The 26,096-nt window shown below is 41.1% G+C and carries 34 protein-coding genes, 1 tRNA gene and 1 pseudogene; 5 read left to right on the plus strand and 31 right to left on the minus strand.

The window, feature by feature from the left end:
• Window positions 1–65: 65 nt before the first annotated feature.
• Window positions 66–156 (minus strand) — tRNA-Ser (locus RMA95_RS04550).
• Between the two features lie 261 nt (window positions 157–417).
• Here RMA95_RS04550 and rnr point away from each other — a divergent pair.
• The 4 genes from rnr (at window position 418) to RMA95_RS04570 (ending at window position 5,719) form a co-directional block, all read left to right on the plus strand.
• A complete protein-coding gene (gene rnr, locus RMA95_RS04555) occupies window positions 418–2,838 on the plus strand; it encodes a ribonuclease R (protein ID WP_311069725.1) in 2,421 nt (806 codons plus the stop codon).
• A gap of 133 nt (window positions 2,839–2,971) precedes the next feature.
• Window positions 2,972–5,026 carry a M3 family metallopeptidase gene (locus RMA95_RS04560; protein WP_311069726.1) on the plus strand — a complete coding sequence of 685 codons (2,055 nt, stop codon included), beginning with the start codon at window positions 2,972–2,974 and terminating at the stop codon, window positions 5,024–5,026.
• 40 nt (window positions 5,027–5,066) lie between these two features.
• Entirely contained in the window at window positions 5,067–5,276 is a 210-nt protein-coding gene (locus RMA95_RS04565; protein ID WP_191001078.1) for a YheV family putative zinc ribbon protein, read from the plus strand.
• Between the two features lie 11 nt (window positions 5,277–5,287).
• A complete protein-coding gene (locus tag RMA95_RS04570; protein ID WP_311069728.1) occupies window positions 5,288–5,719 on the plus strand; it encodes a hypothetical protein in 432 nt (143 codons plus the stop codon).
• A 149-nt stretch (window positions 5,720–5,868) separates the two neighbouring features.
• On the opposite strand, the gene RMA95_RS04575 is transcribed toward RMA95_RS04570, so the two are convergent.
• From RMA95_RS04575 to RMA95_RS04595, 5 genes are all read right to left on the minus strand, one after another.
• A complete protein-coding gene (locus tag RMA95_RS04575) occupies window positions 5,869–8,064 on the minus strand; it encodes a TRAP transporter large permease subunit (protein WP_263614646.1) in 2,196 nt (731 codons plus the stop codon).
• Between the two features lie 187 nt (window positions 8,065–8,251).
• Window positions 8,252–8,818 carry a rhombosortase gene (gene rrtA / locus RMA95_RS04580; protein WP_004711824.1) on the minus strand — a complete coding sequence of 189 codons (567 nt, stop codon included), beginning with the start codon at window positions 8,816–8,818 and terminating at the stop codon, window positions 8,252–8,254.
• 77 nt (window positions 8,819–8,895) lie between these two features.
• Window positions 8,896–9,981 (minus strand): hypothetical protein, encoded by a 1,086-nt coding sequence (locus tag RMA95_RS04585; RefSeq protein WP_311069729.1) that lies wholly within the window; start codon window positions 9,979–9,981, stop codon window positions 8,896–8,898.
• Between the two features lie 767 nt (window positions 9,982–10,748).
• On the minus strand, window positions 10,749–11,138 hold the full coding sequence (locus tag RMA95_RS04590; RefSeq protein ID WP_311069730.1) for a hypothetical protein: 390 nt from the start codon (window positions 11,136–11,138) through the stop codon (window positions 10,749–10,751).
• A gap of 6 nt (window positions 11,139–11,144) precedes the next feature.
• Complete coding sequence (locus RMA95_RS04595; RefSeq protein ID WP_002049719.1) at window positions 11,145–11,402, minus strand: succinate dehydrogenase assembly factor 2; 258 nt, start codon at window positions 11,400–11,402, stop codon at window positions 11,145–11,147.
• Between the two features lie 188 nt (window positions 11,403–11,590).
• Between RMA95_RS04595 and RMA95_RS04600 the strand changes: the two genes are divergently transcribed.
• A complete protein-coding gene (locus RMA95_RS04600) occupies window positions 11,591–12,763 on the plus strand; it encodes an acyl-CoA dehydrogenase family protein (protein WP_311069731.1) in 1,173 nt (390 codons plus the stop codon).
• A gap of 49 nt (window positions 12,764–12,812) precedes the next feature.
• Here RMA95_RS04600 and RMA95_RS04605 read toward each other — a convergent pair whose 3' ends face one another.
• From RMA95_RS04605 to rplB, 25 genes and pseudogenes are all read right to left on the minus strand, one after another.
• Window positions 12,813–14,303, minus strand: a complete 1,491-nt coding sequence (locus RMA95_RS04605; protein ID WP_311069732.1) for an NAD(P)/FAD-dependent oxidoreductase — start codon at window positions 14,301–14,303, stop codon at window positions 12,813–12,815.
• Between the two features lie 180 nt (window positions 14,304–14,483).
• Window positions 14,484–14,861, minus strand: coding sequence for a 50S ribosomal protein L17 (gene rplQ / locus RMA95_RS04610; protein WP_002049717.1), 378 nt, complete (start codon window positions 14,859–14,861; stop codon window positions 14,484–14,486).
• An 18-nt stretch (window positions 14,862–14,879) separates the two neighbouring features.
• Window positions 14,880–15,887, minus strand: coding sequence for a DNA-directed RNA polymerase subunit alpha (locus RMA95_RS04615; protein ID WP_004705386.1), 1,008 nt, complete (start codon window positions 15,885–15,887; stop codon window positions 14,880–14,882).
• A 17-nt stretch (window positions 15,888–15,904) separates the two neighbouring features.
• Complete coding sequence (gene rpsD / locus RMA95_RS04620; protein ID WP_002049716.1) at window positions 15,905–16,531, minus strand: 30S ribosomal protein S4; 627 nt, start codon at window positions 16,529–16,531, stop codon at window positions 15,905–15,907.
• A 12-nt stretch (window positions 16,532–16,543) separates the two neighbouring features.
• Window positions 16,544–16,930 carry a 30S ribosomal protein S11 gene (gene rpsK / locus RMA95_RS04625; protein ID WP_001040166.1) on the minus strand — a complete coding sequence of 129 codons (387 nt, stop codon included), beginning with the start codon at window positions 16,928–16,930 and terminating at the stop codon, window positions 16,544–16,546.
• A gap of 19 nt (window positions 16,931–16,949) precedes the next feature.
• Entirely contained in the window at window positions 16,950–17,306 is a 357-nt protein-coding gene (gene rpsM, locus RMA95_RS04630) for a 30S ribosomal protein S13 (protein ID WP_263614651.1), read from the minus strand.
• A gap of 106 nt (window positions 17,307–17,412) precedes the next feature.
• Window positions 17,413–17,529 carry a 50S ribosomal protein L36 gene (gene rpmJ, locus RMA95_RS04635; protein WP_000867907.1) on the minus strand — a complete coding sequence of 39 codons (117 nt, stop codon included), beginning with the start codon at window positions 17,527–17,529 and terminating at the stop codon, window positions 17,413–17,415.
• Between the two features lie 20 nt (window positions 17,530–17,549).
• The gene (secY, locus tag RMA95_RS04640) at window positions 17,550–18,869 is read right to left on the minus strand and encodes a preprotein translocase subunit SecY (RefSeq protein ID WP_191001672.1); all 1,320 of its coding nucleotides are present in this window, start codon (window positions 18,867–18,869) and stop codon (window positions 17,550–17,552) included.
• A gap of 45 nt (window positions 18,870–18,914) precedes the next feature.
• Window positions 18,915–19,355: a 50S ribosomal protein L15 gene (rplO, locus tag RMA95_RS04645; protein WP_002049750.1), complete on the minus strand. Its 441-nt coding sequence runs from the start codon at window positions 19,353–19,355 to the stop codon at window positions 18,915–18,917.
• Between the two features lie 3 nt (window positions 19,356–19,358).
• Window positions 19,359–19,535 (minus strand): 50S ribosomal protein L30, encoded by a 177-nt coding sequence (rpmD, locus tag RMA95_RS04650; RefSeq protein ID WP_000849088.1) that lies wholly within the window; start codon window positions 19,533–19,535, stop codon window positions 19,359–19,361.
• A 6-nt stretch (window positions 19,536–19,541) separates the two neighbouring features.
• The gene (rpsE, locus tag RMA95_RS04655; protein WP_001141025.1) at window positions 19,542–20,039 is read right to left on the minus strand and encodes a 30S ribosomal protein S5; all 498 of its coding nucleotides are present in this window, start codon (window positions 20,037–20,039) and stop codon (window positions 19,542–19,544) included.
• Window positions 20,040–20,041: 2 nt separating this feature from the next.
• Complete coding sequence (rplR, locus tag RMA95_RS04660; RefSeq protein ID WP_002049741.1) at window positions 20,042–20,392, minus strand: 50S ribosomal protein L18; 351 nt, start codon at window positions 20,390–20,392, stop codon at window positions 20,042–20,044.
• 14 nt (window positions 20,393–20,406) lie between these two features.
• Entirely contained in the window at window positions 20,407–20,940 is a 534-nt protein-coding gene (rplF, locus tag RMA95_RS04665) for a 50S ribosomal protein L6 (protein ID WP_311069734.1), read from the minus strand.
• Between the two features lie 13 nt (window positions 20,941–20,953).
• Window positions 20,954–21,349: a 30S ribosomal protein S8 gene (rpsH, locus tag RMA95_RS04670; protein ID WP_002049732.1), complete on the minus strand. Its 396-nt coding sequence runs from the start codon at window positions 21,347–21,349 to the stop codon at window positions 20,954–20,956.
• 11 nt (window positions 21,350–21,360) lie between these two features.
• Window positions 21,361–21,666, minus strand: coding sequence for a 30S ribosomal protein S14 (gene rpsN / locus RMA95_RS04675; protein ID WP_002049689.1), 306 nt, complete (start codon window positions 21,664–21,666; stop codon window positions 21,361–21,363).
• A gap of 9 nt (window positions 21,667–21,675) precedes the next feature.
• On the minus strand, window positions 21,676–22,212 hold the full coding sequence (rplE, locus tag RMA95_RS04680; RefSeq protein WP_044119300.1) for a 50S ribosomal protein L5: 537 nt from the start codon (window positions 22,210–22,212) through the stop codon (window positions 21,676–21,678).
• A gap of 15 nt (window positions 22,213–22,227) precedes the next feature.
• Window positions 22,228–22,545: a 50S ribosomal protein L24 gene (gene rplX, locus RMA95_RS04685; protein WP_002049703.1), complete on the minus strand. Its 318-nt coding sequence runs from the start codon at window positions 22,543–22,545 to the stop codon at window positions 22,228–22,230.
• A gap of 9 nt (window positions 22,546–22,554) precedes the next feature.
• The gene (gene rplN / locus RMA95_RS04690; RefSeq protein WP_001982634.1) at window positions 22,555–22,923 is read right to left on the minus strand and encodes a 50S ribosomal protein L14; all 369 of its coding nucleotides are present in this window, start codon (window positions 22,921–22,923) and stop codon (window positions 22,555–22,557) included.
• A 92-nt stretch (window positions 22,924–23,015) separates the two neighbouring features.
• On the minus strand, window positions 23,016–23,273 hold the full coding sequence (rpsQ, locus tag RMA95_RS04695) for a 30S ribosomal protein S17 (RefSeq protein ID WP_001291845.1): 258 nt from the start codon (window positions 23,271–23,273) through the stop codon (window positions 23,016–23,018).
• Window positions 23,270–23,467: a 50S ribosomal protein L29 gene (gene rpmC, locus RMA95_RS04700; protein WP_000849928.1), complete on the minus strand. Its 198-nt coding sequence runs from the start codon at window positions 23,465–23,467 to the stop codon at window positions 23,270–23,272. Before rpmC ends, rpsQ begins: the two co-directional genes overlap by 4 nt.
• Entirely contained in the window at window positions 23,467–23,880 is a 414-nt protein-coding gene (gene rplP, locus RMA95_RS04705) for a 50S ribosomal protein L16 (RefSeq protein ID WP_002049688.1), read from the minus strand. Before rplP ends, rpmC begins: the two co-directional genes overlap by 1 nt.
• A pseudogene (gene rpsC, locus RMA95_RS04710) lies at window positions 23,820–24,636 on the minus strand (30S ribosomal protein S3). Before rpsC ends, rplP begins: the two are co-directional and overlap by 61 nt.
• 1 nt (window position 24,637) lies before the next feature.
• Window positions 24,638–24,967: a 50S ribosomal protein L22 gene (rplV, locus tag RMA95_RS04715; RefSeq protein WP_001982638.1), complete on the minus strand. Its 330-nt coding sequence runs from the start codon at window positions 24,965–24,967 to the stop codon at window positions 24,638–24,640.
• 11 nt (window positions 24,968–24,978) lie between these two features.
• Entirely contained in the window at window positions 24,979–25,254 is a 276-nt protein-coding gene (gene rpsS / locus RMA95_RS04720; RefSeq protein ID WP_001138119.1) for a 30S ribosomal protein S19, read from the minus strand.
• 13 nt (window positions 25,255–25,267) lie between these two features.
• Complete coding sequence (rplB, locus tag RMA95_RS04725; protein WP_002049686.1) at window positions 25,268–26,092, minus strand: 50S ribosomal protein L2; 825 nt, start codon at window positions 26,090–26,092, stop codon at window positions 25,268–25,270.
• Window positions 26,093–26,096 lie beyond the last annotated feature (4 nt).

The raw sequence follows: 26,096 nt of genomic DNA on the forward strand, positions 1-26,096 counted from the left end.
ACTCCCGACCCCTTAGTTCGTAGCCAAGTGCTCTATCCAGCTGAGCTATGAGCGCATTAAGTAAATGGCGGTGAGAGAGGGATTCGAACCCTCGATACCAGTAATAGGTATGCTTCCTTAGCAGGGAAGTGATTTCAGCCACTCATCCACCTCACCGGAACGAGCCGCCATAATACAAACTAAAACCCTATTGTTCAAGTCATCATACTGAAATTTTCTTATTTTTTCGTTCAATGAATTATTTTTTAAGCAATTTCCTTATTATTTTCGTCTTTTTCGATCAAACGCTTGTTAAGATAGATATTATTTCTTCATTAAAATACAGTAGTGCATAACACATTATTGCAAACCTAAACGTGCAGTTCGGGTCTGCATGGCTTATGCTAAACTTATCTGCCAAGCGTGAAATCAAAAGACATGACAAAAAACTGGGCTGATCCCGAAGCGAAAGCTGAAGCTGAACGTTATGACAATCCTATTCCAAGCCGTACTCTAATATTAGATACGTTGGAACAATTGCAAACACCGCAATCTCATGCAGAACTTGTTGACCATTTTCATATTCAAGACCAAAAAAGTATCGAAGCTTTAAGCCATCGCTTAAGTGCAATGGTTCGTGATGGCCAAATCATGAAAGACGGGTTCAAGTTTCAGTTAGTGACAGACCAACCCACTTATGAAGCGACCGTCTATATTAATAGTAAAGGCTTAGGCACCGCACATATTGATGGTCAAGATGATCTTTTACTTCCTGAGCGTGAGTTACGTTTAGTCTTTAATGGTGATCGAGTCCGAGTTCGGCAGACCTCAGTAGACCGAAAAGGTAAACCGTGGGGGTTCATTACCGAGGTTCTACAACATCGTGTAAAACAGTTAATTGGTAAATTATCGGTACACGAAGGTGAATACTTTATTCAACCTAATAATCCAAATCAGCACCAACCTATTCCATTAGAAAAAGAATTAGTTGCACATGCCAAAGCAAATGTTGGCGATATGCTTCGTGTTGCCATAGATACCTACCCAACCCGTGAAGAGTTTGCAACGGCGCATATTATTCAATCTATGGCAGATAAAGCGGATACTGAAATTATTATTCCGCAGACTATTCTTGAGTTTGGATTACCTTACGAATTTCCAGATGAAGTTATAAAAGAAGCTGAAAGTTTTAAAGAACCTTCTGCACAAGACCGTGAAGGACGAGTTGATTTAAGAGATTTAGCGCTCGTCACAATCGATGGTGAAGATGCTCGAGATTTCGATGATGCCGTGTATGCAGAAAAACGTCCAGGTGGTGGTTATCGCGTTGTCGTAGCAATTGCTGATGTGAGCCATTATGTACGCTTAGATTCAGCTCTGAACGAAGAAGCAGAAGAACGTGGTACTTCGGTTTATTTCCCGCACTTTGTACTACCAATGCTACCAGAAGCATTATCAAATGGATTGTGTTCACTTAACCCGCATGTAGACCGTTTATGTATGGTCTGTGATTTGAAACTCTCTCGTACTGGCCGTGTAACTGGTTATGAGTTTTATCCATCGGTAATGCATTCAAAAGCACGTTTGACCTATACACAGGTAGCGCAATACTTTGACGGTGCAACCGACGCAATTCCAAAAGATCGTGATATTCACAAATCGCTAAATACGCTTTTTCAGCTTTATCAAATTCTGAAAAATTTACGTGCTGATCGTCATGCAATGGAATTTGAAACCATTGAAACGTACATGACTTTTGATGAGCTAGGCGGAATTAAAGAAATTTTGCCTCGTACACGTAATGAAGCACATAAGCTGATTGAAGAATGTATGTTGCTTGCTAACGTAGCCGCGGCTGAATATGCATTAGAACATGATGTTCCAATGTTATATCGCGTACACGAAGCGCCTGAGTTCTCACGTATTCAGAAAGTAAAAGATTTTGTTAAACTTCTTGGCTTACCTTTCCCAGATCAACCAACCCAAGCAGATTATCAAAAAGTTATTGAGGTAACTAAAGACCGTATTGATGCGCCAAGTATTCATGCAGTGTTATTACGCTCAATGATGCAAGCTTACTATGGTGCCAAAAATGCCGGTCACTATGGTTTAGCTTATGAAGCTTATACACACTTCACATCACCAATTCGCCGCTACCCAGACTTATTGTTACATCGTGCTATTAAAGCTCATTTGAAACAAAAGCCTTATCCGCTTTCTGGTGCAGCTTTAGATGATGCTGGTGAACATTTCTCTCAAACCGAGCGCCGTGCTGATGAAGCATCTCGTAGTGTAACGACTTGGTTGAAGTGTCACTATATGCAACAGCACTTAGGTGATGAGTTCATTGGTATTGTGAGTGCTGTCACTGAATTTGGTCTATTCGTTACTCTTAAAGACCTCTATGTTGATGGCATGATTCATATTAGCCAGCTCGGCGACGACTTCTTTATTTATGATCAAGCAAGTCAAAACCTTATTGGACAAAATCGTGGTCAGGTCTTCGGTTTAGGTGATGAAGTTAAAATTCAGGTTGCTGGTGTAAATCTGGAAGAACGTAAGATCGATTTCCAACTTATTCAGCAAGTGACCCATGCTGGACGAGTAGTTCGTAGTCGTGCCCCACGTACAACCAGAACAGCAACACAAGCAACTGAAGAAATTTTTGGTAAACCAACTACTACTTCTAATGATGGGGAAAAACCTGTCCGTAAAAAGAAGGAAAAAGGTAAACCAAGTTCATATACTAAAAAGTCTGGTAAAAAAACCACTACGAAAGCAGAGGCCAAGCCAGAAAAAGTAAAGAAAAAAGCGAAACCAAAAAAGAAAAAGTCGAATGCCAAGTCTAAGGCTGACTAATTCATAGGTGTTTCTATTCTTTGTTATTAAGCTCCCAAACATGGGGGCTTAATATTTTTAGAACGTTTATTTTCAATTTAAGCTTGATTTCCTGCCTAACAATACCTACATCTAATACTATGTTTAAAAAATAATGTGGCTATTAGCAATGACTTTACAGCAAGCGACTCTACCTACTCCCCGCTTTGACCAAATTACATTAGATAATTTAAAACAAGATATTCAACAAGCGATTCAAGCAGGACAAGAGTTCTTAAACACACTTACAGCTGCACCTTCTGACACAGACCAGCAACTTGCTGTACTTGAACAAATTGATACCCTTGAAAATAATCTCAGTGAATCATGGGGTGTTTTATCACATTTAAATGCAGTGATGAGTAATGCTGAAACTAGAGAAGTCTATCAGTCACTCTTACCTGCTTTAAGTGAATATTACACTCAACTTGGCCAACACACGGCGCTGTACCAGACCTATCAACACATTCATGATGGTCAGAGCTATTCAACGCTAAGTCCTGCTCAACAAAGTGCTATCCGACTCGCATTACGTGACTTTAAACTTTCTGGCGTTGCTTTAGAAGGTGAAGAGAAAAAACGCTACGCAGAAATTTCTGCACGACTTTCACAGCTTTCTTCTGACTTCTCAAACCATGTACTTGATGCGACACAGGCCTACTTTAAACCACTTACAGAAGACCAGCTAAAAGGTCTTCCAGAAAGTAATGTTGAGTTACTAAAGCAGTACGGTAAACAGCGCGAGCTTGACCAAGCTGTAGCAACTTTAGATTTCCCAGCTTATTTTGCAGTCATGACCTATGCAGATGACCGTGAATTACGTGAAGAGCTTTATAAAGCTTATGTCACTCGTGCATCGGATCAATCTGAACAAACAGAGTTTGATAACAGCAAAATTATGGAAGAAATCTTGAGCCTTCGCCAAGAAATGGCAAAACTACTTGGTTTCAATAACTACGCTGAATATTCTCTTGCTAGCAAAATGGCTCCTGATGTCAAAACAGTTCACGACTTTCTAGCCGACTTAGCTGAGCATGCACGTACCCCTGCTCTCCAAGAAGTTGCTGAGCTACAAGCAATTGCCAAACAAGATGGGATTGATGAGCTTAAACCTTGGGATACGACTTACTATTCTGAAAAGCTTAAACAGCAACAGTTCAACCTATCTCAAGAAGCATTAAAACCTTACTTCCCTGCTCCAAAAGTCATTCAGGGCTTATTCCAGATTGTTCAGCGCCTATACGGTATTAACATCGTTGAACGTGAGGCTCCAGTTTGGCATCCAGATGCACACTATTTTGAATTAGAAGACCAAGGCCAAGTGGTTGGCGGGTTCTTCTTTGATTTATATGCACGTACCGGTAAACGCGGCGGTGCATGGATGAGTGGCTTCCGCTCACGTATGCAAACTGTTCATGGTTTACAAAAACCAATTTGCTATATGGTGTGTAACTTCACTCCACCTGTGGGTAATCAGCCAGCCTTACTGACTCATGATGAAGTCATCACACTGTTCCACGAATTTGGACATGGCTTACACCATATGTTAACTGAAGTAGATAATATCTCGGTTGCAGGTACTCACGGCGTTGCTTGGGATGCAGTCGAGTTACCAAGTCAGTTTATGGAATTTTGGTCATGGGACAAAGAAAGTCTTGATGTTTTAAGTGAACATATTGAGAGCAAGCAGACCTTACCTCAAGAGTTACTCGATGCATTATTAAATGCTCGTTTCTTCCAGTCTGGCATGCAAACTTTACGTCAACTTGAATTTGCACTATTTGACTTAACTATTCACACCAAGACTCCTGCGTTGAATAGTGAGCAAATTCAGCAGACTTTAAATGACATTCGCAAACAGTACGCAGTAGTTCCAACTGTCGACTACAACCGCTTCCAACATAGCTTTAGTCATATTTTTGCAGGCGGTTACGCAGCGGGTTACTACTCTTACAAGTGGGCAGAAGTTTTAGCGAGCGATGCATTTGATCGCTTTGAACATGAAGGTATTTTCAACACTCAAACGGGTAAAGAATTCCGTCAAGCAATTTTAGCTGTGGGTGGGAAAGATACTGCTCTTGAAGCATTTGTCAATTTCCGTGGCCGTGAACCAAAAATTGATGCATTGTTACGTCATCAAGGTTGGACGAACGACAACAAAACCGCTTAAACTATGGGCCTAAATTGATCGTGTGGTTAGGGTGATAAAGATGAAAAAACGTTTCATTGCTGGGGCTAAATGTCCAAAATGTGAAGCCATAGATCGGATTGTCATGCTAACCACCGCTGAAGACGAATGGATTGAATGTATCGAATGCGGTTATAGCGAAAATCGTCCGACTCATATTGATGAGCCAGAAACACCTGCTATACCTGACGAAGTTGGAGTAATACAGTTCAAGCCTCGTCGTTCTGACTAAAGGTCTTAAACATGCCACTACAAAGAAAACAAAACTCAAAACTCTTGTGGATTTTAATTGGGGGCTTAAGCATTCTTGTAGTGCTTTTTTTCGCAGCACAATGGTTTTTCAAAAAAATCGAATCGTCAGCACCAATGGTTGATCCTCAACCTGTCTCGACACCTGCACCTCAAAAAACTACAAAACCATCTGCAAGTTCTGAGCCTGTCGCTCAAACACAAACTGCTAACTCGCAACAGCTTGTAAATGAAGATGTGCTCAAACAACCTGTCCCAGCTCAAGAGTCTTTAGCAAAAGAAGAAGTGTCTAAACTCAATGACATTCATCATCAGCTGCAAGATCAGGAAGAGACACTAAAAGCTCAACATGCTGATGCAGATCAACTGATTAAGCTAAAAGAAGAGCAAGTGAAGCTCCTTGAGGCCCAGGTTAAACAACAATAGTATTTGTTTAACTCTAAATATGATGCAAAAAAGCTAGTTCACACTGAGCTAGCTTTTTTATTTATTAACAATTTATCTGTTCAAAATAATAACCACATAAAAAAACACCCTCTTAAAGAGAGTGTTTTTACTCAGCTTATATTTTTAAATTACTTGTACCAGCCAAATAGTTTCAGCACTAATGGAGCATAAGTGACTAATACCAATGATGAGAACAAAACAATGATTGGTAATAACCAACGTTCATATCGGTAGTAGAAACTTGTGTATTTCTCTTTGGCTTCTGCATCGGCAGCATTTACCTCATCATCACCAACGGATAACCGCGTGAGTAGATGGTTCAAGGCAACTGGTGGTGTTACATAACCAAACTCGAATGCAACCAATACAATCATCCAGAAGTGAATTGGATGAATACCATTTTCGTAGGCTACAGGGGCAATCGTTGCTGCTACTAAAATTACAGCACCAAATGGATCTGTACACATACCAATAATGGCAAGTAGTAATGCAATAAATGCGAGCGAAATATAAATATTACCTAAGTGAGTCGGCAACATTTCAACAATTTCGGTACGCTCGATTAAACCACCCACACTTGCAGACAACGCCATTAAAATAATAAGCGCACCAATATGTCCAACTGTTTCTGATGTTGCAAAACGTAGTGCCCCACCAAAACCTAAACGGAACTGTGAACTATGCGGATCGTGTGACTGTAAGAATGGAGATTTTTTCTCATGTTCACGAACAATTGCTTCATGAATATTTAACGCTGGCGCCTCTTTAGGCATAACCATTTTATCGTACAAAATCATCGCAATGAGCACGAGAGGCAGAATCACTGGTGCAGTAAATTCGTTCATTCCTGTATCTAATGCATATTTATAAAATGCAAGAACAACTACAGTGATCAAGATGTATGGAATAACAGGTACAAAAGCACGTGCCATACCAGGAAGTGCTACTTTCGGTGAGTTCACGCGGAACTTCTCTTCTGCTAAGAAAAGAGAGACACCCAAGAAAATAAATGCAGTTAACCAGAAGACATAAATACCATGTCCAAATAATTCATCAGATGTAACATGACGGCTGTCCAACATCGCAATTAGAACGACCAAAAGACAAGGACGTACCACTACACCTAGTGAACCAGACATTGCAGATACAGCGAGTGCATACTGACGGCGAGCACCTGCATTCCAGACTTCTTTATAAATAATCGCACCGGCTGCGATAACGAAAATTCCAGAAGCACCTGTATAGGCAGTTGGTACAGCAGCAGCAATTAAAATTAACCAAGTTAAAGTTTCTGGTGCCAAGTTCCATGGACGAAGTACGTTTAGGAACAAGTCCATCACACGTGTTTGCGTGAGCAACATACCTGCCCAAATAAATAAGGCAAGGTTTAAGAAAATGCCCGAGAACTCTACCAACTGACCAAGGTAAATCCCTTGCCCCATTGGATAGTCCATAAAGAACGTGAATGCAACACCTGTAATCACAGCCATATATGCATACAAAGGCACACATAATAAAGCTAAGCCAATATTGCCACCCTCACGTTTTGCTGGTGGGGAAACAAATAGCTGATAAAGACTAATTAAGGTAAGGACGACAAATAAAATCATCCATAACCAGTAAATAATGATTGTTTCATGAGTTGGAGAAACCCCTGAATTAATCACAGAACGGTACTGGCTAATTACTGAAGAACTAAGCAATGCATTACCAAGCAACATAAAGAAGGCATACACTTTGTAGTCCAGCTTGGTTGCAGGGTTACGTAAACCAATATGGTGGAACTTCAACGATGCAGTAATCGCTGAGATTAAGACCATAAAGACTAGTAAAATTGCGCGGTTCTCTGTACCAAATTTAAATATGCCAAAGAAACCCGTTTCAATCGTACGATATGTACGTACCCCTGGATTTGCTTCAATATATTTAATGGTTTTATCGTAAGCCAGATATTTATCTTCACATTGCTGCTGTGCTGCTTGTAAGGATGCACGGACATCACTTTCTGAGGCAGCACCAAAGAAGCTTGCGAAATCATCAGATGCATTCGCTTTCATTTGCTCTTTTACTTGAGCATCAATATTTGGATGTCGATCACAAGACGGCTTTTCAGGCTCCGCACGCAAAAACGAATATTGCATGCCTATAGCAGGGTCACCATAAAGACGTTCCCCGATACGTAATAATTGTCCGTGGATCATTTCCCCGGTACCAATTATGAGCGTCATTAATAGTAAAATGAGGATCACGAATGTTGAGATCCATTCGTTCCATATATAACCCAGCAGACCTAATCCAGATCTTTTTTCTTGATATTCTTGCATAAATATTCCAATTTTGTTCTCTCAACCCCCTCATAACAAAGGCTTTGAGTCATGCAATTTCCTTGGTCAGGGGTATCGTCCATTCCCCTTCTACCAATCCCTTTATTCAACGATCAAATTTGCATCAAACTTTATCAATAAAGAATGACTAAAATCTCTTTTTTAACAGTTTGTATTGTCAATCTTTCTATTTGAACCTTTGTATAAGCCAATAGCATCCTCCAAAGATTGCACCGCCTATCGCCCCATATAAATGAGCTTCGGTTAAAACAGGACTCCCTATCAACTGTGCTGTGCCTGTTTGTCCAAAGGTGTTTTCCCAAATCAGCTTGGCAATAATTAACCCTAAAACTAGTAATGCAAAATTCCGTTCTTTACGGTATTGCAAATAAACTAAAGCAACAGCCGTATACAGCCCATGGAGTACCCCAGATAGACCGGCATATGCATCGATATAAGGCAAATAAAAATAGAACACCAAACTGATAAAAGGCGGCAAAAGAAAAAGAAGACTTAAAATGTGCCACACTTTGGTATGCGGAAATATGAAGGGCAAACACGCGAATGCCATCATATTTAAAAGAAAATGAATCCAGCCAACATGTACCCAGTGCGCTGTCCACAAACGCCAAAACTCACCGAGTAAGCTTTCGCGCCAATAAATAAAATAGTCTGGAAATACTTGTAGACATGCAGAAACAGAAATGCACCCTGCGACCAAAAGCACTTTTTTATTGAGTACATGATCTTTCATAGCACACTCCTTTTAAACCAAGCACCTTACGATTACTAGAGTTAGTAACCGTAAGGAGTGAGTTTCTTCAGATCTGTTTACTGTGCAGGTGCAGAGGTCGAGTCAGCTGGAACTTCTGATGCAGCCCCACCATCAAACAACTCATCCAGTTCTGCTGAACCTTCGTTTTTCTCATCCCAGAAATGAGACATACCATTATCACCCGTACGAACACCTGTATGCTCAGTCCAGTAGCGGTCAGAAATGCCACGGACAATTAAACCCGCCATACTATCAATTAACTTGAAGTTCGGATTGACTGGCTTGTCATCTGCTTGAGATGCTGCATAAGTTTTTAATGCATCACGGATTTTGGTATCGTCACCACTCGCTTGAGCCGCTACAGCGTAGAGTGCATGAGACAAACGAACACCTTTTTGCTCACCGATTTGCACTGACTGCTTTAACGTCTCATACGGGTCTGGTTTACCTTCGTTAGCCCCTGGTAATAAAGTCCAGATCACCGCACGTGTTGCATTTGGTGCTCCCCAGAACTTTTGGTTATCAAGACAAACCATGCCACGTTCTACAATAGCAGCAATATCTTTCGGAACATTGACAGAACCACCCGAGTTAATGTCATTTGTCACCGCTTGAAGGCCACTGATCATTCCAAGTAGATATACCGTCTGATCGGTATCACTACGCATAGTTGGACAAGAGTCACCTAAATGGTACTTATATTTAGATTCCCAACGATCAGCGAATAATTTATAGCCGGTATATTGTCGCTCTGCAGCAATTGCAGCCCAACGCTTCTGCGCAATACGTGCATCTTGAGCTTCTGTTACTTGTCCTGCTTTTGAAGCGCGCAAATAACGTAACTCCTGTTCTAATGCTTGGTTTTCCGCACATACACCTGAAGCAGCATACATTAAGACAGCAACACGAGTAGGATCTGCACCCATACCTTTAGTCGACATGATTGCAGGAGTTAAGGCACTACCAGTATTACAAACCATTTCAGCATCTTGCATTGCCAAAATAGGTGGAACGACGTGCTTTTCCGTAAAACCTAAAGCAACATTTGCTCCGCTTTTTACGACGTATGAACAACCTGATAAAACTGAAGCTGCAAGAAAACTCATCGCCAAACCTTGGCTTATTTTTTGGACTTTAGACATCTTCCTGTCCTCGATGTAATTTGTTTTTTCCTTTTCAGATGTACATTAGCAGATGCATATCTTGAATAAAAGAGTAATTACTCTAATTGTAGCGCTTATACTTTGACACACTTCACAGCAGATAAAATTGACAGTTTTTCAGGGAAACAAAAATTTTAGGCAAAAAAAAGTAGCATTGCGACGGTTCAGCACATGCTACTTATTAACTGGGATAAGCTTTTAACGGCTTATATTATTGTTGTTCTATATAATCCTTGAGTAAAGTTCCTGCTCTTCCTACTACTACAGCCATAACAACTGCAATTAACAGAAACATCCACATTGAAATCTCCATGAGAGACCTCCTTACTACATTCGCACCCAGTAAAACTGGACACTTGATGAAATTAATCGATTAACCAATTAAACTATTGACTGACCGACGACCTTTGCATCCTCTGTCTCTTAACTTTGCTATAATTAGCTTTATTAAGATGTTCCCTGAGTAAAGTTCCTGCTCTTCCTATCACCACTGCCAGAATGATGGCAATGACCAAGAACGACCATGTTGGCATCTCCATTTGAGACCTCCGACACACTTTACGTTGGTGTTTGTACTTTAACCGATAGAATAATAACCATATTGAGAAATTGTCGGACAATTAGCTTTCTTGCTCTTTTTTCTGTATTTTAACTAGACAATTTACATTTTCCGAAAAGAAATAAATCTTAATTGTTTGATTTTTAAAATTTTTAAATAAATATACAAATGTAGAATTGTCTAACAATTAATAGAATTTTTCTAAGGTTTTAAGTTGTTTCCACTGCGACAAAGGCATTTGATCAAACCAAATCACAGAAGTTAATGTTTCATGCCCTTCAAAATAGACCACTATGAAAATCTGATAATCAATTATTTTTAAAATTTCTACACGAGAAATTGTTTGCTCTGAATGAAAGCTAAGTGACCATAATTTCTGATCTAAATAAGCAATTTGAGTAAGCTGTGGCCGCTTGAAAAAGAAAACAAAACTTATGAATAGTAAACTGACCGTAACCAACCACCAGAGTATTGATAGGAGTTGATAAAATAGAACTGCTAAACTTAAACCAATAAAAAACTGAAATATAATCGAGAAACGACTATATTTCAGTTTAAAATTCAATTGGTTGACCAAAACCAATCAGCCATGTACATAATGCTTTAATTTATGGATGAAATCACGTAATTCAGTACGTGGTGGTTCAGATACTTCCATAAACCAGTCAAGTAAATCAGGATCTTCCTGCTCTACTAATTCAGCAAATAATGCTTTTTCTGCTGGATCTGCCTTTAAGTAATAATTTTTCACATACGGGTCAAAATAGACATCAATTTCCTTTAAACCGCGGCGTGCGCGATAAACTACTTTACGTTCTTCCAAGGTCATTTCTTCAGACATTTATTTCCCCATCTGCGTTGATAGTGCGCCTAGTTTACCTGATCACATAAGAAAGTTCGCTAAAAATATCAAATTGACCAAACTTATCACTTCATAGCTATAAATGAGCATTCATCACATTGTTAGACCTAGTGAGCTTCCCGTATTTTAGACTTATAACATCAAGCCCAAACCAAGGAAGAAATACAATGCAATCTGGTGCTATTCGTCCCATTCCAAATATGTTACCTCGCCATCTATTAAATGAAGAACATGAAGCTTTCCGAGAAACTGTACGCAAGTTTTATGAAAAAGAAGTGGTGCCAAATACTGAAAAATATGAGAAACAACAACATGTGGACCGAGATCTTTGGAATAAAGCGGGTGCGTTAGGTTTACTGTGCACAACCATGCCAGAACAATACGGTGGCTCAGGTGTAGACCGTCTATACAGTATGATTCTTATTGAAGAACAAGCCTATGCCATGGACTCAAGTACAGGTTTCTCGCTGCATTCCGATATTGTCGCCAACTATATCAATAACTTTGGAAATGAAGAACAAAAGCAAAAATGGCTCCCTAAGATGGCGACTGGTGAAACAGTGACCGCAATTGCCATGACAGAACCAGGAACGGGTTCAGATTTACAAGCTGTTCGAACAACAGCCGTTCTTGATGGCAATGAATATGTCATTAATGGTTCAAAAATATTTATTACCAATGGCTATTTGTGCGATATGGCCATCGTGGTCTGTAAAACAGGTAACAGCGATAAAGGCTCTGCCAATTTATCACTTATTATTGTGGAAGCTGACCGTGCCGGTTTTACTAAAGGTAAGCCACTCAACAAAATTGGCATGAAAGGTCAAGATACATGTGAACTCTTCTTCGATAACGTTCGTGTTCCTAAAGAAAATCTTTTAGGCATGGAAGGTATGGGCTTTATTATGCTCATGAAAGAATTAGCATGGGAACGTATGTTGGTTGCAATTATCTGCCAAGCTGGTGCAGAAGCAGCGTTTGCACATACTGTTCAATATACAAAAGATCGTAAAGCATTTGGCAAGCCAATTAGTGCTTTCCAGAATACACGCTTTAAACTAGCAGAATTACGCACAGAAATTGATTTCTGTCGTACCTATTTAGATCGTTGTATGGAATTACAACTTGATGAAAAATTAAGTGTCGAAGCTGCTGCTGCCGCAAAATATAAAATTTCTGATATGTTTTCAAAAGTGGTTGATGAATGTCTCCAATTACATGGAGGCTATGGTTACATGCTGGAATATCCAATTGCTCGTGCTTATATTGATCACCGAGCAAACCGTATTTATGCAGGCACCAATGAAATTATGAAAGAGTTAATTTCCAGAACACTTTAATACCATACATAAAAAAGGAGGCCATCTGCCTCCTTTTTCATTTCAAATCTTAAGACACTAGCTTTGGCTTACGTGTATTTACATCTGAATGTTTATGAAAATGAAGAATACCATCATCGAACTTAGCATTTTGTAATGACTTTCTATCTTCAAGATAGTTATTGGTTACTTGCCATGGAGCATGCTTACCTTGCTTTGGAAGCTCATGAGCTGCACGACTAATATAGCCAGAAGATAGTTTACCCATCACAGTATCTTCTTCCATTTCATTTTTATTACCCGCTGGAATAACTTCGTCATAGTTATTCTTGTCCATATAGTTTAATAGACGGGAAATATAATCAGCTGCAATATCAACTTTTAATGTCCAAGATGCATTCACATAGCCAATAATCATGGCCATATTTGGAATATCACTTAGCATAATGCCATTGTAAAGCATATGTTCTGAGGAGTTGATTGGCTTACCATCAACTTTAGCTTGAACACCACCCATAATTTGAACTTGCAAACCAGTTGCAGATACTATGATATCGGCATCAAGGTGTTTACCAGACTTTAATTGAATACCAGTTTCTGTAAATTTCTCAATCTGATCAGTTTCAACACTCGCCTTACCTTCACGAAGAATCTTAAATAGATCACCATCAGGCACTACACATAAACGCTGATCCCAAGGATTATAAGAAGGCGTAAAGTGTTTCATATCTACTTTACCCTTAAGCTGCATTTCAATTGCTTTTAAGAGTAAACGACGAACTGTTTTAGGATGCTTCTGAGACAATGCATAAATTGCGCGTTGCATACCAATATTACGAGCACGGGTAAATTTGTAAGCCGCCTCTTCAGACATAAATCTACGAGTCTTTTCATAGATGAAGTCAATAGAAGGAACAGTTGCAATATACGTAGGCGAACGTTGTAACATCGTCACGTGACCTGCTCCACCTTTTGACATTGCTGGTACCAGAGTAATTGCAGTAGCTCCACTACCAATAATTACTACTTTCTTACCTGTATAGTCTAAGTTTTCTGGCCAATGTTGCGGATGAATGAGTTGACCTTTGAAAGCTTCTTGATTTGGGAAGGTCGGCGCATAGCCTTGGTCATAATTATAATAACCAGTACAGCCTACAACAAAATTAGCTACCCAAGTCTGCTGTTTTTTATTGCTATCTTCGACAACAACATGCCACTTCTTAGATGAAGAATCATAATTTGCAGAGAGTACACGATGACCAAAGTGAATTTTTTCTTTTAACTTAAACTCATCGATCACTTCACCTAGATACCCTTTAATAGAAGCACCATCAGCCAATACATTTGCTTTACGCCATGGTTTAAAATTAAAACCAAAAGTAGACATATCAGAATCTGAACGAATACCAGGATAACGGAAAAGATCCCAAGTCCCGCCAAAGGATTCACGACGTTCTAAAATTTCAAACTGACGATGCGGAGAATTTTTAGATAAATGGGCAGCAACTCCGATTCCTGAAATGCCTGCACCAATGATTAAAATATCAACTTGCTTTTCCATTTTATTTTTATACCCATTGTTGAGAATATGACTTTATTAAAGCACAATTTTGACAATACACAATGTCAAGTTTGACCGTTTATCCGTTTTTTTATGTCACTTGAGGACATTTTTTATTTTTATAGATCCCAGAAAATAAAAAAGACCGGCATAAAGCCGGCCTTTTCCGAATAATATCAATTATTCAGCTGAAGTGTTAACTTCACGATCTACAAGCTCAACGTAAGCCATCGGTGCTGCATCACCAGCACGGAAGCCCGCTTTAAGAACACGTAGATAGCCGCCGTTACGTTCTTTGTAACGAGGGCCGAGTACGGTAAATAATTTACCTACAGTTGCAGCATTACGAGTACGAGCAAATGCTAAACGACGATTTGCTACAGTATCGTTTTTTGCTAGAGTGATTAAAGGCTCAGCAACACGACGTAATTCTTTAGCTTTAGGCACAGTTGTTTTGATCAACTCGTGTTCAAATAAAGAATTAGCCAAGTTTTGGAACATCGCTTTACGATGGCTGCTTGTACGGCCTAATTTCACACCACTATTACGATGACGCATGGTGATAGTCCTACTTAATTAACGGCTACGATAGGCAAAACGGTCGTCCATACGAAGACTAGCTGGTGGCCAGTTTTCAAGACGCATACCGAGTTGTAAGCCTTTCGATGCCAAAACATCTTTGATCTCTGTTAACGATTTTTTACCAAGGTTAGGAGTTTTTAACAACTCAACTTCAGTACGTTGAACGAGATCACCAATGTAGTAAATATTTTCTGCTTTCAAACAGTTAGCAGAACGAACAGTAAGCTCTAGATCATCTACTGGGCGAAGCAAGATTGGGTCAACTTCTTCACGAGGTTCTTGAGCAACTGGAGTTTGGTCTTTCTGAAGATCAACAAAAATTGCAATTTGTTGTTGCAAGATTGTTGCCGCTTTGCGGATTGCTTCTTCAGGATCAACCGTTCCATTTGTTTCAAGATCGATTACCAGTTTATCTAAATCGGTACGTTGTTCAACACGCGCATTTTCAACGGTGTAAGAAACACGTTTAATTGGGCTATAAGAAGCATCTAATTGTAAACGACCAACAGGACGTGTTTCACCTTCAGGGAAACGAGAATCAGAAGTTTCATAACCACGACCTTGAGAAACTTTCAAGCGCATTTTTAATGAACCTGAAGCACTCAAAGTACCGATTAAATGATCTGGGTTAACCACTTCAACATTATGAGGTAAACGAAGGTCAGCAGCAGTAATATCGCCAGGACCTTGTTTTTCTAATGTTAAATAAGCTTCATTTTGATCGAACAGCTTAATAGACAATCCTTTTAGGTTCAGCAAGAGCTCGACGATGTCCTGCTGCAAGCCTTCTAAAGTACTGTACTCGTGCTCGACACCTTCTATCTCTACTTCAACCACAGCAGCGCCAGGTAAAGAAGACAATAGAATGCGACGTAAAGCATTACCAAGAGTGTGGCCAAAACCACGCTCTAAAGGTTCTAGAATCACTTTTGCCGAGGTCCCGCTAACCGCTTCGACCTTGATCGCTTGCGGAGTTAGAAACTCGTTTGCAGTACGCGTCATTATTGCTACCTCAAGGATTATTTAGAATACAATTCTACAATCAAGCTTTCGTTGATTTCAGCAGGTAAATCAGAACGATCTGGTGCAGCTTTAAACGTACCTTCAAGTTTAGAATGATCAACATCAATCCAAGCTGGAATACCACGTTGAGCAGCTAATTCAATCGCGTTTTTGATACGCAATTGTTGTTTAGCACCTTCGTGAACCGCAATTACATCACCCGCTTTAACTTGAATAGATGCGATGTTTACACGACGACCATTCAAAGTAATGCTACGGTGACTTACTAACTGACGAGCTTCTGCACGTGTAGAACCAAAACCCATGCGATAAACAACGTTATCAAGACGGCTTTCAAGCAATTTCAACAAGTTCTCACCAGTTGCGCCTTTAACACGAGCTGCTTCTTTATAGTAGTTACTAAATTGACGCTCTAACACACCGTAAATACGACGGACTTTTTGTTTTTCACGTAATTGTAGTGAATACTCAGATTGCTTACCACCGCGAGCCTGACCATGTTGACCAGGTGCTTTGTTAGCTTTTTTAGTTTTGACGTCAAATGGTTTAACGCCAGATTTAAGTTGCAGGTCTGTCCCTTCGCGGCGAGAGAGTTTGCATTTTGGACCAATATAACGAGCCATGAATGTTTCTCCTTACACGCGACGTTTTTTAGGTGGACGGCAACCGTTGTGAGGAATTGGAGTCACATCGGTAATGCTGTTAATCTTATAACCCACTGCGCCTAATGCACGAACCGCAGACTCACGACCTGGACCAGGACCTTTTACAAGGACGTCTAGGTTTTTCAAACCGTAATCTAAAGCTGCTTTACCAGCAACTTCAGCAGCTACCTGAGCAGCAAACGGAGTTGATTTACGTGAACCACGGAAGCCTTGTCCACCTGAGGTGGCCCAAGCCAATGCATTACCTTGACGATCGGTAATCGTAACAATGGTGTTATTAAAAGACGCGTGAATGTGTGCAACACCTTCAGAGACGGTACGAGTGACCTTCTTGCGTGTGCGAGTATCTTTAGCCATCTTTTAGCTTCCAGAAATCTTACTTTTTAATCGGTTTGCGCGGACCTTTACGGGTACGTGCGTTAGTTTTGGTGCGTTGACCACGGACAGGCAAGCTGCGACGATGACGAAGGCCACGATAGCAACCTAAATCCATTAAACGTTTAATGTTCATGGAAATTTCGCGACGTAAGTCACCTTCGGTAGGAACCTTAGCAACTTCTGCACGAATCGCATCAAGCTGTGCATCGTCCAACTCACGGATCTTAGTAGTCTCAGTAATACCAACTGAAGCTAAGATATTCTTAGCAGTGTGGCGACCGATACCAAAGATATAAGTGAGGGAGATAACAGCATGCTTGTTATCCGGAATGTTTACACCGGCAATACGAGCCATTCACTTTCTCCAAAAAGGCAGTAGAGATAATCAACCGCCCCACAAAAATCTTGAGGGGCGGATATTAACCCAATTCGCCTACTGAAATCAACAGGTCTTGATTAGATTAACCTTGACGCTGCTTATGACGAGGTTCTGCGCTACAAATCACGCGAATAACCCCATTACGACGGATAACTTTACAGCTACCACAAATTTTCTTTACAGAAGCTTGTACTTTCATGATGAAACCTCTAAGTGCGCTTATCCCTTAGGATGAGCAGTCGTTTTTCTCATTAATGTTTGATTGTCATATTGATGAGATGTTAAATGCGCTTGTAGCTGAGCCATAAAGTCCATAACAACAACGACTACGATCAGTAATGAGGTACCACCCAAGTAGAATGGAATACCAAAAGAACTTTGTAGAATCATTGGCATCAAACAAATGACTGTAATATAAATCGCACCAATAAACGTCAAACGATTAAGAATATGATCTAAGTAACGAGCAGTTTGCTCACCTGGGCGAATACCAGGCACATAAGCTCCGCTGCGTTTTAGATTTTCTGATACTTCCTTAGGGCTAAATACTAAAGCCGTATAAAAGTAACAGAAAAAGATAATTAACGCACCAAAGAGCACCAAATACAAAGGCTGTCCAGGCGACAATACCAAAGCTAAATCTTGTAAGCTACGTTTAATTAAACCAGCACTCGGATCTGCACTACCTACCCATTGACCAAGACTTGCTGGGAACAATAGTAAAGAGCTTGCAAAAATCGCAGGAATCACACCAGCCATATTAATTTTTAATGGTAGATGTGTTTGCTGAGCTGTAAATATACGACGCCCTTGCTGCTTCTGCGCATAGTTTACTGGAATACGACGCTGTGCTTTTTCAATAAACACAATCGCAGCCAATACACCAAGAGACAAAAGACCAAAGATAACAAGACCAATTAAACTTGTTTGACCATTATCTACAGATGACACTGATTGCATAATTAACTTAGGCAAACCAGCTACAATACCTGCAAAAATAATCATTGAGATACCATTACCGATACCTCTTTCAGTGATTTGTTCACCTAACCACATTAAGAACATAGTTCCAGCGATAAGTGACGTAACCGCAGGAATATAGAATGCAAGTCCTGTAGACAGAGTAATACCCTGACCAATAAGACCCGCACACATACCTACTGCCTGAACCACTGCAAGTAGTAATGTACCTTGACGCGTATATTGATTAATTTTTCGCTTACCTTGCTCTCCTTCCTTTTTCAAGGCTTCAAGAGAAGGAATCACCGTTGACATTAACTGCACAATAATTGATGCAGAAATATAAGGCATGATCCCTAAAGCAAGAATCGACATTCGCTCTAAAGCACCGCCAGAAAACATATTGAATAGCCCAAGAATAGTTCCTTGGTTTGCATGAAATAAATTTTCTAACGCAGCATTATTAATGCCTGGTACTGGAATATGCGCTCCTAGTCGAAAGACCAGCAATGCACCGATTAGAAAACTCATCCGGCGAATAATTTCACGGTATTTCACATGAAATGGCTGACCTTTCATCATGTTGACATGACCTGAAGAACTAGGAGACATAGACACTCGAGATTACTCCTCGACTTTACCGCCAGCTGCTTCAATTGCAGCTTTAGCGCCTTTAGTCAATGCAACACCTTGAACAGTGAATGCACGAGTGATTTCACCAGAAAGCACGATACGAGCACGAATTTGATCGCGACGAACAACATTCGCAGCTTTTAAAGTTTCAAGGCTAACGATGTCGCCTTCCACTTTAGTTAACTCAGACAAACGTACTTCAGCAGTTTTTAAAGCGATTTGGCTAGTGAAACCGAATTTAGGTAAACGACGATAAATCGCTGTTTGACCGCCTTCGAAACCTGGACGAACGCCACCACTTTTACGTGATTTTTGACCTTTGACACCACGGCCACCAGTCTTACCAACGCCAGAACCGATACCACGGCCTAAACGACGGTGTTCACGTTTTGCACCTTCTGCAGGTGCAAGCTCATTTAAACGCAGAGTCATGGCTTATTCCTCTACACTAACCATATAGTAGACTTTGTTGATCATACCGCGGTTAGAAGGCGTATCTTGCACTTCTACAGTATGACCAATACGACGCAGACCTAAACCTTGTAAGCAAAGCTTGTGATTTTTCAAGCGATGTGAAGAAGATTTAGTCTGGGTAACTTTAATCGTTTTCATGATTGATTACCCTTGAATTTCTTCTACTGATTTACCACGTTTCGCAGCGACTTTCTCAGGAGAAGTCATATCACGCAAACCTTTAAAAGTTGCGTTTACTACGTTAGCAGCATTTGTAGAACCATAACATTTAGCAAGTACGTTATGTACACCTGCAGCTTCAAGAACGGCACGCATTGCACCACCAGCGATTACGCCAGTACCTTCTGAAGCAGGTTGCATGTATACACGGCTTGCACCATGACGAGCATTCACAGGGTGTTGTAAAGTAGTACCAGCAAGGTCTACAGTGATCATGTTGCGACGAGCAGCTTCAAGTGCTTTAGAAATAGCAGCAGGAACTTCACGTGCTTTACCACGACCAAAACCAACACGACCATTACCATCACCCACAACAGTTAATGCTGTGAAAGAGAAGATACGACCGCCCTTGACAACTTTGGCTACACGATCAACGGCAACCAGCTTTTCAACAAGACCTTCGTTTTGTTCAACTTTAGCCATGATTAGAACTCCAAGCCGTTTTCACGAGCAGCATCAGCCAAGGCTTTGATACGACCATGATATTTAAAACCAGAACGGTCAAATGCAACTTTAGTTACACCAGCTGCTTTCGCGCGTTCTGCGATTAAAGCACCTACTTTAGTAGCCGCGTCTACATTACCTGTAGTACCGCTACGTAAAGATGCATCCAAAGTTGAAGCTTGCGCTAAAACTTTGCCACCATCTGCTGAAATAACTTGAGCATAGATGTGACGCGGAGTGCGGTTTACACACAAACGAGTCGCACCCAATGCACGAATGTGCAAGCGTGTGCTTTTCGCACGACGCAAACGGGATTGTTTCTTTTCGTTCATAAGAACCTCGCGCCTTATTTCTTCTTAGCTTCTTTACGAAGAATGACTTCATCCGAATAACGAACACCTTTACCTTTATATGGTTCAGGAGCACGGTATGCACGGATTTCTGCCGCTACTTGACCTAACAACTGCTTGTTTGCTGATTTCAAAATGATTTCAGTAGCAGTTGGAGTTTCCGCTGTTACACCTTCTGGTAAAGCGTAGTCAATTGGGTGTGAGTAACCAAGGTTAAGGTTTACAACAGTACCTTTAACCGCAGCTTTATAACCAACACCAACTAGCTGCAACTTACGTTCGAAGCCTTCGCTAACACCTTTTACAAGGTTGTTCAATACAGCGCGAGCAGTACCAGCTTGCATCCAAGCATCTTTCGATTCTTTAACTGGAGCAAGTTGAAGTTTACCTTCTTCCTGTTTTAGCTCGACCAGCACATGCAGGTTGAAAGACAATGTACCTTTAGTGCCTTTCACTTCGACCTGCCGGCCGTTCTGAGTAACTGCTACACCATTAGGTACAGTTACTGGGGCTTTAGCCACACGAGACATGAGGAATCACCTATTAAGAAACAAAAGCAATAACTTCACCACCAACGCCCGCAGCACGTGCAGCGCGATCAGTCATGATGCCTTTGCTTGTAGAAACAATTGCAATACCTAAACCTTGCTTAACGCTTGGAAGTTTATCTTTACCACGGTATTGGCGAAGACCTGGACGGCTTACGCGCTTAACCATTTCGATAACTGGTTTGCCTTCGAAATATTTTAAAGTAATTGTCAAAGTAGATTTTGTCTCTTCTTGAGCAACTTCTACATTTGAAATATAACCTTCTTGTTGAAGTACGTTTGCAATTGCAACTTTCAACTTAGAAGAAGGCATAGAAACAGTTTGTTTCTTAGCCATTTGTGCGTTACGAACACGTGTTAGCATGTCGGCAACGGTATCTTGCATACTCATTTAGTCGCTCCTTACCAGCTTGCCTTAACAACGCCTGGTACATCACCCTGCATTACTGTGTCACGTAATTTGTTACGGCTTAAACCGAACTTACGGAAGTAACCATGAGGACGACCAGTTAAACCACAACGGTTACGAAGACGTACCGGAGATGCATTACGTGGCAATGCTTGTAACTTTAACATCGCTTCGAAACGCTCTTCTTCACTTGCATTTACGTTTGCAATCGTAGCTTTTAATTCAGCACGTTTTGCAGCGTATTTAGCAACTGTTTTTTCGCGTTTCAATTCGCGATTAATCATACCTTTCTTAGCCATATCGACCTCTTATTTGAACGGGAAGCCGAATGCACGCATAAGCGCACGGCCTTCGTCATCGGTGCGAGCAGTCGTAGTAATAGTAATATCCATACCACGAATACGATCAATCTTGTCGAAATCGATTTCAGGGAAAACGATTTGCTCTTTCAAACCCATTGAATAGTTACCACGACCATCAAATGATTTCGAAGAGAAACCACGGAAGTCACGGATACGAGGGATTGCGATTGAGATCAAACGGTCCAAGAATTCGTACATTTGGTCGCCACGTAAAGTAACTTTACAACCAATTGGCCAACCATCACGGATTTTGAAACCTGCGATAGATTTACGAGCAAGTGTAATTACTGGTTTTTGACCAGCAATTAATTGCATGTCGACTACAGCGCCATCTAATAATTTCTTATCAGTTGCAGCTGCGCCTACACCCATGTTTAGGGTAATTTTTGTGATGCGTGGAATTTCCATCACGTTCTTAATGCTAAGTTCTTCTTGTAACTTTGCTTTAAGTTCATCGTTGTAACGTGCTTTAAGTCTGGCCATTGCCTTTTCAACCTATTACTTCGCTACCGCCACTGATTCACCATTTGATTTATAAACGCGAGTTTTCACGCCATCAATCACTTGGTAACCAACACGGTCAGCCTTCTGGGTTGTAGCATTTAAAATTGCCACGTTTGAAATATGAAGCGAAGCTTCTTGAGTAACTACACCGCCTTCAGCGCCAGTTACACGGTTAGGCTTTTGATGCTTCTTCACTAAGTTAAGGCCTTCAACCTTAACGCGGTCTTCAGAAACAGACAATACAGTACCCTGTTTGCCTTTTTCTTTACCTGCGATCACGATAACTTGATCGCCTTTTTTAATCTTAGCCATGATTGCCTCTTATAGAACTTCAGGAGCCAATGAAATGATTTTCATGAACTGTTCAGTACGAAGTTCACGAGTCACTGGTCCGAAGATACGAGTAGCAATCGGAGCTTTGTTGTTGTTCAAGATAACTGCAGCATTATCATCAAAACGGATCACAGAACCATCTGGACGACGAATGCCGAATTTAGTACGAACTACAACCGCATTCATCACGTCACCTTTTTTAACACGTGCGCGTGGGATTGCTTCTTTTACAGTAACTTTAATAATGTCGCCAACAGAAGCATAACGACGATGTGAACCACCAAGTACTTTAATACATTGTACGCGGCGAGCACCACTGTTGTCTGCTACGTCGAGCATAGTTTCGGTTTGAATCATTGCCCTACTCCAAAACCGAGCATCACCGGTCACAATTTCGAAAGGCTCAAAGAGTACTCGAAATTGACCGATGATGCAACAAGAACGTCGAATTACTCAGCAGCTGCTTCAACTACTTCCACTAAAGTCCAAGCTTTAGTTTTAGAAATTGGGCGGCTTTCTTTAATGGTTACAACATCGCCAATTTTAGCAACATTGTTCTCATCATGAGCGTGTAACTTAGTTGAACGGCGAATTGACTTGCCATACAACGGGTGTTGAACGCGGCGTTCAATAAGAACAACAATAGATTTATCCATTTTGTCACTTACGACTTTGCCGGTTAACGTGCGGACTGTTTTTTCACTCATTGTCCGTTCCCCTGTTTTTCGGTAAGGAGTGTCTTAATACGAGCAATTGTCTTACGAGCAACTTGCACTTCGTGCGATTTACCCAACTGACCAGTTGCTTTCGCCATACGAAGACGGAATTGGTTAAGCTGTTGCTCATCAAGCAAAGCTTTCAACTCTTCTACCGATTTTTCACGTAGATCTTTAGTTTTCATTACATTACCGTCCGAGTCACGATAGTGGTTTTAAACGGAAGTTTAGCAGCAGCTAAAGCAAATGCTTCACGCGCTAACTCTTCGTTCACACCTTCAATTTCGTACAGGATCTTACCTGGTTGGATCTGGCAAACCCAGTATTCCACGCTACCCTTACCTTTACCCATACGCACTTCAAGAGGCTTTTGAGTAATTGGCTTATCCGGGAATACGCGAATAAAGATTTTACCACCACGCTTAATACGGCGGCTAATAGTACGACGTGCAGCTTCAATCTGACGCGCAGTCATACGACCACGTTCAGTTGCTTTAATTGCAATCGAACCAAATGATACTGTACTACCACGATGCGCTAGACCAGTGTTACGGCCTTTGTGCACTTTACGGAATTTGGTACGTTTAGGTTGCAACATGGATTATTCTCCCTTGTCAGCAGCACGGTCACCGCGACGACCACGACGCTCTTGACCTTCACCACGACCACGACCACGTTTAGCTGGACGATCTTCAGCAGGAGCAGGGTTCATGACTTGTTTCATGCCACCTAAGATCTCGCCACGGAAAATCCAAACTTTAACACCAATCGTACCGTAAGTTGTTTCTGCACGCATAGTTGCATAGTCAATGTCTGCACGTAAAGTATGTAAAGGTACACGACCTTCACGATACCATTCTGTACGAGCAATCTCTGCACCACCTAAACGGCCAGACACTTCAACTTTGATACCTTTAGCACCAGCACGCATAGTGTTTTGAACCGCACGCTTCATAGCACGACGGAACATAACACGCTTTTCTAATTGAGAAGCAATTGCTTCAGCAACTAAACGCGCATCTAAGTCTGGGCGATCAATTTCGTTGATACTTACTTGCGCTGGAACACCCATAATGCTGGTAAGTTCGCGCTGTAATTTCTCAATATCTTCGCCTTTTTTACCGATTACGATACCAGGACGAGCTGTGCTAATAGTTACTTTAGCAGCGCCTGATGGACGTTCGATAAGAATATTGCTTACCATCGCATTCTTAAGTTTTTTAGTTAAAAACTCACGAACTTGAAGATCTTTAAGCAAGTATTCAGCGTATTGTTTCGGATTCGCATACCAGTTAGCGTTATGACGTTTCACAACACCTAGGCGGATACCGATTGGATGAACCTTCTGACCCATATCAAACCCCTACCTTAACGGTGATGTGACAAGTACGCTTAGTAATACGATCTGCACGGCCTTTAGCACGTGGCATAATACGTTTAAGGCTCATGCCTTCATCAACGTAAATCGTAGAAACTTTAAGATCGTCAACATCTAAACTGTTATTGTGTTCAGCGTTTGCAATCGCAGATTCCAATGCTTTTTTTACTAAAACAGCAGCTTTTTTATTGCTGAAGTTTAAGATGTTTAAAGCATGCGCAACAGATTTGCCGCGAATAAGATCTGCAACCAAACGTGCTTTTTGTGCCGAGATAGCGGCACCGCGTAATTTAGCAGTTACTTCCATCATGACACCTATTAACGTTTAGATTTCTTGTCAACACCGTGACCACGATAGGTACGAGTTGGCGCGAATTCACCGAGTTTATGACCAACCATATGCTCAGTAACAATTACTGGAACGTGATTACGACCATTATGAACAGAGATTGTTAAACCAACAAAATCTGGAAGGATCATCGAACGACGAGACCAAGTTTTGATCGGCTTGCGAGAGTTACTAGCAACAGCCGCTTCAACCTTAGCGAACAAGTGCGCATCGACGAATGGGCCTTTTTTCAGAGAACGAGGCATTAGTCAGATTCCTTTACTTGACGCGACGGTCGCGAATAATCATCTTAGTCGTACGCTTATTGGTACGTGTCTTGTACCCTTTAGCTTTTTGACCCCATGGGCTTACAGGTTGAATACCTTTGTTACGCCCTTCACCACCACCGTGTGGATGGTCAATCGGGTTCATCGCCATACCACGTACGGTAGGACGAACACCACGCCAGCGTGAAGCACCAGCTTTACCCAATGAACGAAGGTTGTTTTCTTGGTTAGAAACTTCACCAATTACAGCGCGGCATTCAACGTGTACTTTACGCATTTCGCCTGAACGAAGACGAATAATCGCGTAAGAACCATCACGACCCAACAACTGAACAGAAGCACCAGCAGAACGCGCTAATTGCGCACCCTTACCAATTTTAAGTTCAACGTTATGAAGTGTAGAACCGATCGGCATGTTACGAAGTGGCAAGCAGTTACCTGGACGAATTGGAGCATCGTTACCAGATTGTACTTTATCGCCAGCACGTAAACCTTTAGGTGCAATGATATAACGACGCTCACCGTCAGCATATTTCAATAAAGCAATATGTGCTGTACGGTTTGGATCGTATTCAATACGCTCTACAACAGCTGGGATGCTGTCTTTGTTACGTTTGAAGTCAACGATACGGTAGTGTTGTTTATGACCACCACCAACGTGACGAGTAGTAATGTGACCGTTGTTATTACGACCACCAGTACGTTTTTTAGCTTCAACCAACGGTGCGTAAGGAGCGCCTTTGTGAAGATGGTCATGAACCACTTTCTCTACAAAGCGACGTCCTGGAGACGTTGGCTTACATTTTTGAATCGGCATAATT

The sequence above is a fragment of the Acinetobacter sp. V110_1 genome (genome assembly GCF_031798975.1).
In the GTDB taxonomy this organism is placed as follows: domain Bacteria; phylum Pseudomonadota; class Gammaproteobacteria; order Pseudomonadales; family Moraxellaceae; genus Acinetobacter; species Acinetobacter nosocomialis_A.